The following is a 9,817-nucleotide window of genomic DNA, read 5'->3' on the forward strand; positions in this document are numbered from 1 at the left end:
TGAGTGTTATGATTGTGAAAATGAATTATCTTCGCATCACTAATTCAAAATGTTATGATGAAAAGAATAGTCTTATTTTTAACGATGTGCCTAATGGCATTTCCTGTAAGAGCCGACGAAGGTATGTGGTTCTTAATGTTTATCGAAAGATTAAACCATAGAGACATGCAGAAAATGGGTCTGCAACTGACAGCGGAAGAAATCTACAGCATCAATCACCACAGTTTAAAAGATGCCATTGTACAGTTTAACGGTGGTTGTACTGCTGAAATCGTTTCTAAAAGTGGTTTGGTTTTAACCAATCACCACTGTGGTTACGACGCAATTGCAGAACTTTCAACTGCTGAGCAAAATTATCTGAAGGACGGTTTTTGGGCAAAAGAAAAAAGTGCCGAGTTAAAGCCAAAGTCGTTGTACGTTCGTTTCTTTGTGCGTATGGATGATGTTTCCAAAAGAATTTTGTCAAAAGTAAATGCTTCAATGACAGAAACCGAAAGAAACAAAATTATTCAGCAGGAAATTGCTCTGATCGAAAAAGAAAATAACGAAGGCGGAAAATATACGGTTTCCGTTCGTCCTTTCTTTCAGGGAAATGAATACTATTATTTCGTTTATCAGGATTATAAAGATGTTCGTTTAGTAGGAACGCCGCCTGAAAGCGTAGGTAAATTTGGAGGAGACACTGACAACTGGGAATGGCCTCGTCAAACAGGAGATTTCTCAATGTTTAGGGTTTATGCTGACAAAGATGGTAATCCGGCAGAATACTCTAAAGACAATGTGCCTTTACAGCCAAAACACTATTTACCTGTAAGTATTAAAGGAGTAAAAGAAAATGATTTTGCTATAATCTTGGGTTATCCGGGTAGAACAAATCGTTGGATGCCTGCCGGAGGAATCGAACAAAATATAAAATATGCTTATCCTGCCTGGGTTGAAGGTGCAAAAACCGGAATGGATGTGATGAAAAAGTATATGGATAAAGATGCTACAGTTCGTTTACAATATGCATCTAAATATGCATCGACTGCCAATTACTGGAAAAACCGTCAGGGGATGATCGATGCTTTAACAAAAGCAGGAACAGTAGATATAAAAGCGGCACAGGAAGATAAATTCTACGAATGGGCAAGTAAACCTGCTAACAAAGAAAAGTATGAAAATATAATTCCAACAATCAATGATTACTATAGAGAGACGAATTTAAAAGCCACTCACGATAATTATCTGATACAGCTGCTGCGTACTTCTGCTCTTGCAACAGCACCGGCAAATTTAGGAAATGCGTTAATTGCATATTCTAAAGAAAATGATGCTAAAAAAGCAGAAATGCTGCCAAAGATCAACGCCATGGTTGAAGATATTTACGGTGAGTTTTATGCTCCCTTAGAAAAAGAGGTATTGACAGCACAATTAAATTTATACGCTTCAAAAGCGGCCGAATATGGTTTAGCTCCACAAATTGCTAAAATGAAAGCAGCTAACAACGGTGATTTTACTGCTGATATAGCAAAAGCAACTGAAACCAGTTTTTTTGCCTCTAAAGAGAAAGTTCTGGAATACCTGGCAAGTCCAAAACCTGCCGCGCTTCCGTTGGAACCTTTGTATATTATCTCTTCTGATTTATTAGCTAAATACCGTGCAAAAACACCGGATCAGGCAAAAGCGGATGACGGTTTTGCAACTGCTTACCGTTTACTGGTGGAAGGTTTAAGAGAATCTAAACTGAATGCAGTTAAATATCCGGACGCCAACTCTACTTTGAGACTGACTTATGGAAAAGTTCGTGCATTGCCTACTGACTCTCGTAATGATGCTAAAATCAACAATTATACAGATATGGCTAGTATGGTGAAAAAATACAAAGCCGGAGATGCTGAATTTGATTTGCCAAAACGTTTATTAGAATTAAACAATGCAAAAGATTACGGTCAGTATGCAGATAAAGCGGGTTACATGCCAGTCAACTTCCTTACAGATAACGATATTACAGGAGGAAACTCCGGTTCGCCTGTTCTTAACGGAAAAGGAGAATTGATCGGAATTGCTTTTGACGGAAATATTGAAGCGATGGCAGGAGACGTAATTTTCGACTCTAAACTGCAAAGAACAATCAACGTTGATATTCGTTATGTGCTTTGGATTATTGACAAATATGCAGGTGCTAAAAATATTATAGACGAATTGACAATTACAAAATAATCTCAATTTATTTATAAAACTAAACCCGACAGTGTTTTAAAACCTGTCGGGTTTTTTGTTGTTCTATTTTTATTAAGGAGAGATTCAGCACTTTTGTTTGATTTACTTTGTAATAACATAAATAATATTCATATAAATTACTAATTTACCTTTAAAAGCAAAATGATACATTTTATAATTCCTTATTTTTGAGTTATGAGAAAATTTCTGCAGCTTCTTTTTTTGCTTGTGCCAATTTTGATTTGGTCACAATCGAATTTTGAAAAAGCCGAAAAGTTATTTCATGCCAAAAAATACAACGAAGCCCAGTCTCTTTTTGAGGGAGTTTTAAAAACTAAACCTTCAGATATAAAAACCCTTGAATATTTGGGAGAAATTGCAGCTCATCAGAAATCATGGATGAAAGGGGCAGAATATTTTAAGAAACTAAAAGAGTTAAAACCCGCCGAGGCTGATTATTTTTATAAATATGGTGGTTGTCTGGCGATGAGAGCCAATGAGGTTAACAAACTGAAAGCTTTTGGAATGGTAGATGACATGAGAGAAGCGTTTGAAAAAGCGATTGTTCTCAATCCAAAACATATTCCGGCACGTTGGGCCCTGATTGAAATTTATCTTCAGCTGCCCGGAATTTTAGGCGGGAGTGAATCAAAAGCAATATCTTATTCAAACGAACTGGCAAAAATTTCACCTGTTGACGGTTATTTGTCCAAAGGAAGAATTGAGGAATATTTTAAAAGATATGATTCGGCAGAAAAAAATTATAAAAAAGCACATGAAATTGGCAATTCAAAAGTTACATTTCAAAAATTATATAATTTATATTTGAACAAGTTAAAAGAGCCCAAAAAAGCTCATGAACTAAAACGAAAGTTTGACTCAAAATAATCAAATCTCTAATACTGAATTCTGAAATCAATTAGAATTTAGAACTTAAAAATTGAAATTTTAAATGAAAACACATTTCATCGCCATAGGCGGAAGTGCGATGCACAATTTAGCATTAGCATTGCATAACAAAGGATATCAGGTTACAGGAAGCGATGATGCTATTTTTGAACCTTCAAAATCAAGATTAGAAAAAAAAGGAATCCTTCCTGCAGAAATGGGCTGGTTTCCTGAAAAAATCACCTCAGATATTGATGCTATTATTCTCGGAATGCATGCAAAAGCAGATAATCCCGAGTTATTGAAAGCGCAGGAATTAGGCTTGAAAATTTATTCGTATCCGGAATTTTTATACGAACAATCTAAAAATAAAACCCGTGTTGTAATTGGCGGTTCTCACGGAAAAACGACCATTACTTCGATGATTTTGCATGTAATGCATTATCACAATATCGCAGTAGATTATATGGTAGGAGCACAGTTAGAAGGTTTTGAAACTATGGTACATTTAACCGAGGAAAATGATTTTATGGTTCTGGAAGGTGATGAGTATTTATCTTCTCCAATCGATCGTCGTCCGAAGTTTCATTTGTATCAGCCAAATATTGCTTTGATTTCAGGAATTGCCTGGGATCATATCAATGTGTTTCCAACGTATGAAAACTATGTGGAGCAGTTTGAAATTTTTATTGGTAAAATTACAAATGGCGGAATCCTGGTTTACAACGAAAATGATCCTGAAGTGAAGCGAGTTTCAGAAGCAGCAACAAATCCAATTCGTAAATTACCTTATCATACGCCAAATTACACTGTTAGTGTTGGCGTAACACTTTTAGAAACTCCTGAAGGCGATATGCCAATCGAGGTTTTTGGAGCACACAATCTTAATAATTTAGCCGGAGCCAAATGGATTTGCCAGAATATGGGAGTTGACGAAGCCGATTTCTACGAAGCAATTGCAAGTTTCAAAGGTGCATCAAAACGGTTAGAAAAAATTGCCGAAGGAAAAGGAAAAGTGGCTTATAAAGATTTTGCACATTCACCAAGTAAAGTAGCAGCCACTACAAAAGCAGTAAAAGAACAATACCCAGACAGAACTTTGGTAGCTTGTTTGGAGTTACATACCTACAGCAGTCTGAATGCTGAATTTTTAAAAGAATATGAAGGAGCACTTGAATACGCAGACGTTGCCGTTGTATTCTATTCGCCTGATGCAGTAAAAATCAAACAACTGGAAGAAGTAACTTACGAACAAATTGCTAATTCTTTTAATAGAGAAGATTTAATTATTTATACCAATCCAGCCGAATTCAAAGAATATTTATTCAATTTGGACCTTGAAAATTCAGCGCTTTTATTGATGAGTTCAGGAAACTACGGAGGTTTGAATTTTGATGAAGTTAAGACTTTAATTGAGTAAATTAATTAGTTAATTCAGATAATTTGATAATGTGCCAATTGCTATGCAGTTGGCATTTTTTTTAAATTATCTAATTGACACATTATCTGATTCTCTAATTTAAATTTGTGTATGTATAGTGTCCCACAATTTTATATTCAAACAAACAGTCTTCTAACACCTGTCCGCCTCCAACATTATGAACAATTAGGTTGCGTTTACCATCATCTGACTTTTTACTGGTAACTATTCCGATATGCGGAAGTTTGTTGTTGATCATCCAGGTCACGATTTCCCCTGTTTTATAATCTGCTGCATCTTCAGAAACAGGTAATTTTGCTCCTTTTCTTTCAAAGAAAACCTCAAGGTTAGGAACTCTTCTGTGGTCGATATTAGTATCTGTTTTTGTCATTCCCCATTTTTTTAAATTAGGATAAAGTGGAAAATTAGCATTCATATCTTCATGAACTTCTTTTTGCAGATCGATTCCCAGCTTTCGATACGCTCTGATTACTACATCTGTGCAGACACCTTTACCTTCCGGAATATCACCGTTTGGATACTTTATGGCAAAATAGGCAGGATCATATGTTATAGATGGGTCGATTAAAGAAATTGCTGCTTCAGATAATTTTTCTTCAAAAGTTTTTACCGTAGTTTTTTGGATACTAGTAAAAGTTAACTTATTGGTTTCTTTTTGGTTGCAGGAAAATATAATTAATAAAGTTAATGCGATGCAGATTGATTTCATTCTTTTTGTTTTAAAATTAATGATTATCAAAATAATAAATCGTTTTTCATGAATGATTTTTCTTATTTTTAAACACTTTTCTTTTAGTCGAATTATCCAATAATGCAAACCCAATGGAATCAACGCATTTCCCAATTACAAACTGGTCTGAAGACGACCGCCCTCGCGAAAAATTAATGCTCAAAGGTAAAAGTGTTTTAAGTGATGCCGAATTGATTGCAATTCTGATAGGCTCAGGTAGCCGTAATGAATCGGCGGTTGCTTTGAGTAAAAGAATTTTAGCCAGTGTAGATACATTGAATTCTTTAGGCAAAATGTCTTTGGGGCAACTAACCAATTTTAAAGGGATAGGGGAGGCAAAGGCAATTGCAATTATTGCAGCTCTGGAACTAGGCAGACGCCGAAGAGCTGAAGATGTAGTTGAATTGTCAAAAATTACATCCAGTAAAATTGTTTTTGAAATCATGCAGCCTGTTATCGGAGAACTGCCGCACGAAGAATTTTGGGTGCTTTTTCTGAATAATTCCAATAAAGTTATTTTAAAGTCGCAATTGAGTAAAGGCGGTATTTCAGGAACTATTGTAGACGTACGTTTAGTCTTCAGGCTGGCTTTGGAAAATGGGGCGACAGGCTTAATTTTGTGCCACAATCATCCTTCCGGAGGTTTAATTCCGAGTGATGCTGACAAGCACATAACAAGAAAAATAAAGCAGGCCGGAGATAGCTTAGATGTTAAAGTTTTGGATCATCTTATTATAACTGAAACAAAATATTATAGTTTTGCTGATGAAGGAATTTTATGAGTTATGAATACAAATATTACCGATGTCTTTTTTGATCTGGATCACACACTTTGGGACTTTGACAGAAATTCAGAATTAGCTTTTAACCGAATTTTTGAGAGTAAATTTCCTGAAATCAATTGTCAGGATTTTATTCAAAAGTATATTCCAGTAAACCAGGCTTGCTGGAAATTATATCAGAACGACAAAATTACACATCAGGAATTGCGTTATAACAGGCTGAAGCATTCTTTTGATGCTTTGGATTATATTATTTCCGATGAAGATATCAATCAGATTGCAAATGATTATATTGACTTTTTGACAGACAACAATCATCTTTTTGAAGGTGCAATTGAAGTTTTGGAATATCTGAAACCAAAATACAGGCTGCATATTATAACGAATGGTTTTGCCGGCGTACAGGATAAAAAATTAAACAATGCCGCCCTTTCTGGTTATTTTAGTACGATTACAAATTCAGAACTGGCTGGTGTAAAAAAGCCAAATAGTATTATCTTTGATTATGCTGTTAATCTGGCGAAGGCTTCAAAAAAAAACTGTATCATGATTGGTGATTGTCTTGATGCGGATGTGAATGGCGCTTTAAATGCGGGTCTGGACGCTATTTTTTTTAATGATAAAAAGGTTGTAGCCCCTGAAAATATAAAACAAATAAATAATTTATTAGAACTCAAAAAATATTTATAATTATGAAAATCAGACTTTTTTTAATAATGCTTTTTATTTCTGCTGTAGGTTTATCACAGTCAATTAATGATTATAAAGCGGTAATTGTTCCTATTAAATTTGATTTCTCAAAAGGAATCAATCCTTATCGGTTGTCCACTATGACAAAGGCAAATTTAATTAAAGCAGGATTCGAAGCTTATTATGAAAATGATCAGCTTCCGGCAGAATTACTTAATAGATGTGACCTTTTATATGCAGATGTAAAAAAAGATAATGCTTTTTTAGTCACAAAACTTTTTGTAGAGTTCAAGGACTGTTTTGGAAAAGTGGTTTATACTTCTGAAACCGGAAGAAGCAAAGAGAAAGAATATGAAACAGCGTACAGAGAAGCACTGGATATGGCTTTTACATCTGTATATGGCCTGAATTATAAATATAGTGGTAAAGCTGCTATAACAACTTCTGGTGTTGCATCAGTTTCTGGTGCTGCATCAACTACTGCTGTGGCAACCCCTGCAGTTGCTGCTGCGGTTTCTACGCAGGTTGCTACACCAGCTGCAGATGTGTCAGATCCTAATTTGTTATATGCTCAACCAACAGAAACAGGTTTTCAGTTAATTGATAAAACCCCAAAAGTAGTTATGAAATTAATGAAAACATCTCGTCCGGATTCATTTATTGCTATCAAAGACGGCATTCAGGGAACTTTAAATGCAAAAGACAATCAGTGGTTTTTTGAATATTATAAAGATGATAAATTAGTTTCTGAGAAGATTTCAGTTAAATTCTAATATACATTTGGTTTAATAACCGTATTTATCTTTCCAGCGGTTCTTTAAAAATTCACGGTTGCTATTCTCTCTGGAATTCTGACCTGGATTGTAAAGAACCGTTTCTTTTATGGCATCCGGTAAAAACTCCTGTTCTGCAAAGTTATTGGCATAATCATGTGAGTATTTGTAATCTTCGCCATAGCCCAGTTCTTTCATTAATTTTGTGGGTGCATTACGCAAATGAATCGGAACGGGCAGGTCACCTGTTTGTTTTACCAGTTGCTGAGCATTTCCAATTGCCATATAGGATGCATTACTTTTTGGGGAAGTAGCCAGATAAATTGCACATTGACTTAATATAATTCGGCTCTCCGGATAACCAATAGTAGAAACAGCCTGAAAGGTATTATTTGCCATAATAAAAGCCGTAGGATTGGCATTTCCAATATCTTCGCTTGACAGGATCAGCATTCTACGGGCAATGAATTTTACATCTTCGCCGCCCTCTATCATTCTGGCTAACCAGTATACAGCACCATTAGGATCGCTTCCTCTTATTGATTTTATAAAAGCAGAAACAATGTCATAATGCTGTTCACCAGTCTTGTCATACAAAACCGTGTTTTGCTGCACAAGTTCAAGAACACGATCGTTTGTAATTATGATTTTATCACTGGCAGAAGCGTTAACGACCAATTCAAAAATGTTTAATAGTTTTCGGCCGTCTCCGCCAGATAATCTGATCAGAGCCTCTGTTTCTTTCAGAATAATATTTTTAGACACTAATTCTTTATCGGTTTTTATTGCACGATGCAATAATGCTTCTAAATCAGATTTCGTAAAAGCATTTAAAATATAAACCTGACAACGCGATAATAATGCCGGAATCACTTCAAAACTTGGATTTTCAGTAGTAGCGCCAATTAATGTGATCCAGCCTTTTTCTACAGCTGCCAAAAGAGAATCCTGCTGCGATTTACTAAAACGATGGATCTCATCAATAAACAAAATCGGATTTTTAGCTGTAAAAAGTCCTCCGCTTTGTTTTGCTTTTTCAATCACATCGCGAATGTCTTTCACACCTGAATTTATGGCACTTAAAATATAAAAAGGACGTTTGGATTCCTGTGCAATAATTTGTGCCAGGGTAGTTTTTCCTGTTCCGGGTGGTCCCCAGAAAATTAACGACGGAATAATTCCCTTTGAAATTTGTTGTGTCAGGGAACCGTTTGAACCAACTAAATGACTTTGACTGATGTAGTCTTCTAATTTCTGTGGCCGAATGCGTTCTGCTAAAGGTGCTTCCATTTTACAAAATTACGAGTTTCAATTTTAATTCTAATTTTTTAGGAGCTAATTCCTGCTGTACGCTATATCTTTTTTGGTCTCGTAAAAAAAAAACGAGACCAAAAAAGGATGCCGCTTCCATCAGGGCTATAAATCGTAGACTGGGATATTTCTGTTTTGCTGACAAATTATCAGTAAAATTGTAATTGGATAGTTTTTTGATGGACGTTTATTAAATTCAATTAAAAAATGAACGATAACCATTTTAAATTTTCAACCGCTGTTATTGGGCTTCCGGTATTCTTTGTTCTTTTACTTTGGATTGTCTATTGGATCCAGATCCGGTTTGATTTTGATTTTTATAAATACGGAATATATCCTCGTGATTTTTCAGGTTTACAAGGCATTTTGTTCAGTCCCTTTATTCATGAAAACTTAGAACATTTATATAATAATTCGATTCCTTTGTTGGTTTTACAGGCGGCATTACAGTTTTTTTATCCAAAGCAATCTTTTGCAGTTATAGGATTCGGAATTTTATTTTCCGGTTTGATAACCTGGATTATTGGCAGGGAAAATTATCATATTGGAGCAAGTAGTCTGATTTATGTTTTGGTAAGTTTTATGTTTTTCAAAGGAATTCAATCCAGATATTACAGGTTAGTAGCACTTTCTTTTGCTGTGGTTTTATTTTATGGAGGAATGATTTGGTACGTTTTTCCGGATGTAGATCAAAATATTTCTTGGGAAGGACATTTAGCCGGCTTCATAACAGGCTCTGGAGTATCCTTGTTTTATAAAACTCCTGAATTTACAAAACCAGTTGTATATGATTGGCAAAGGCCCGATTTTGATCCTTCACAAGATGCTTTTATGAAGCACTTTGATGAAAATGGTAATTTTGTAAATACTGAAAAACAAGAAGAAGATATTATTTCAGCTTATTTTGTTTCTGATGTTTTAGTTAATTAATTCAAGTTGCTAGTTGGGATAGCATAAAAAAACAAAGCAGAGGTTAAGTAAATTTGTTTTGCGAACCAAT

9 protein-coding genes are annotated in these 9,817 nt (G+C 35.1%); 7 read left to right on the forward strand and 2 right to left on the reverse strand.

What is annotated here, in order from left to right; genetic code table 11:
- Window positions 1-57 precede the first annotated feature (57 nt).
- From GXM17_RS12340 to GXM17_RS12350, 3 genes are all read left to right on the forward strand, one after another.
- On the forward strand, window positions 58-2,202 hold the full coding sequence (locus tag GXM17_RS12340) for a S46 family peptidase (protein WP_163399638.1): 2,145 nt from the start codon (window positions 58-60) through the stop codon (window positions 2,200-2,202).
- A gap of 195 nt (window positions 2,203-2,397) precedes the next feature.
- Entirely contained in the window at window positions 2,398-3,090 is a 693-nt protein-coding gene (locus tag GXM17_RS12345; protein ID WP_163399639.1) for a tetratricopeptide repeat protein, read from the forward strand.
- A gap of 64 nt (window positions 3,091-3,154) precedes the next feature.
- Window positions 3,155-4,510, forward strand: a complete 1,356-nt coding sequence (locus GXM17_RS12350; protein WP_163399640.1) for a UDP-N-acetylmuramate--L-alanine ligase — start codon at window positions 3,155-3,157, stop codon at window positions 4,508-4,510.
- Between the two features lie 94 nt (window positions 4,511-4,604).
- Here the strand turns inward: GXM17_RS12350 and GXM17_RS12355 are convergent, their stop codons facing one another.
- Window positions 4,605-5,240 carry a DUF1287 domain-containing protein gene (locus tag GXM17_RS12355; RefSeq protein ID WP_163399641.1) on the reverse strand — a complete coding sequence of 212 codons (636 nt, stop codon included), beginning with the start codon at window positions 5,238-5,240 and terminating at the stop codon, window positions 4,605-4,607.
- A gap of 113 nt (window positions 5,241-5,353) precedes the next feature.
- Between GXM17_RS12355 and radC the strand changes: the two genes are divergently transcribed.
- Genes radC through GXM17_RS12370 form a run of 3 tightly spaced genes read left to right on the forward strand, consistent with a single transcriptional unit; the run spans window position 5,354 to window position 7,506 of the window.
- Entirely contained in the window at window positions 5,354-6,043 is a 690-nt protein-coding gene (radC, locus tag GXM17_RS12360) for a RadC family protein (protein ID WP_163399642.1), read from the forward strand.
- Between the two features lie 3 nt (window positions 6,044-6,046).
- Window positions 6,047-6,733: a YjjG family noncanonical pyrimidine nucleotidase gene (locus GXM17_RS12365; RefSeq protein WP_163399643.1), complete on the forward strand. Its 687-nt coding sequence runs from the start codon at window positions 6,047-6,049 to the stop codon at window positions 6,731-6,733.
- 2 nt (window positions 6,734-6,735) lie between these two features.
- Complete coding sequence (locus GXM17_RS12370) at window positions 6,736-7,506, forward strand: hypothetical protein (RefSeq protein ID WP_163399644.1); 771 nt, start codon at window positions 6,736-6,738, stop codon at window positions 7,504-7,506.
- Window positions 7,507-7,518: 12 nt separating this feature from the next.
- Here GXM17_RS12370 and GXM17_RS12375 read toward each other — a convergent pair whose 3' ends face one another.
- Window positions 7,519-8,796: a replication-associated recombination protein A gene (locus GXM17_RS12375; protein WP_163399645.1), complete on the reverse strand. Its 1,278-nt coding sequence runs from the start codon at window positions 8,794-8,796 to the stop codon at window positions 7,519-7,521.
- 228 nt (window positions 8,797-9,024) lie between these two features.
- Between GXM17_RS12375 and GXM17_RS12380 the strand changes: the two genes are divergently transcribed.
- Window positions 9,025-9,747 carry a rhomboid family intramembrane serine protease gene (locus tag GXM17_RS12380; protein WP_163399646.1) on the forward strand — a complete coding sequence of 241 codons (723 nt, stop codon included), beginning with the start codon at window positions 9,025-9,027 and terminating at the stop codon, window positions 9,745-9,747.
- The last annotated feature ends 70 nt before the right edge of the window (window positions 9,748-9,817 follow it).

This window comes from Flavobacterium fluviatile, assembly GCF_010645065.1.
Lineage (GTDB): Bacteria > Bacteroidota > Bacteroidia > Flavobacteriales > Flavobacteriaceae > Flavobacterium > Flavobacterium fluviatile.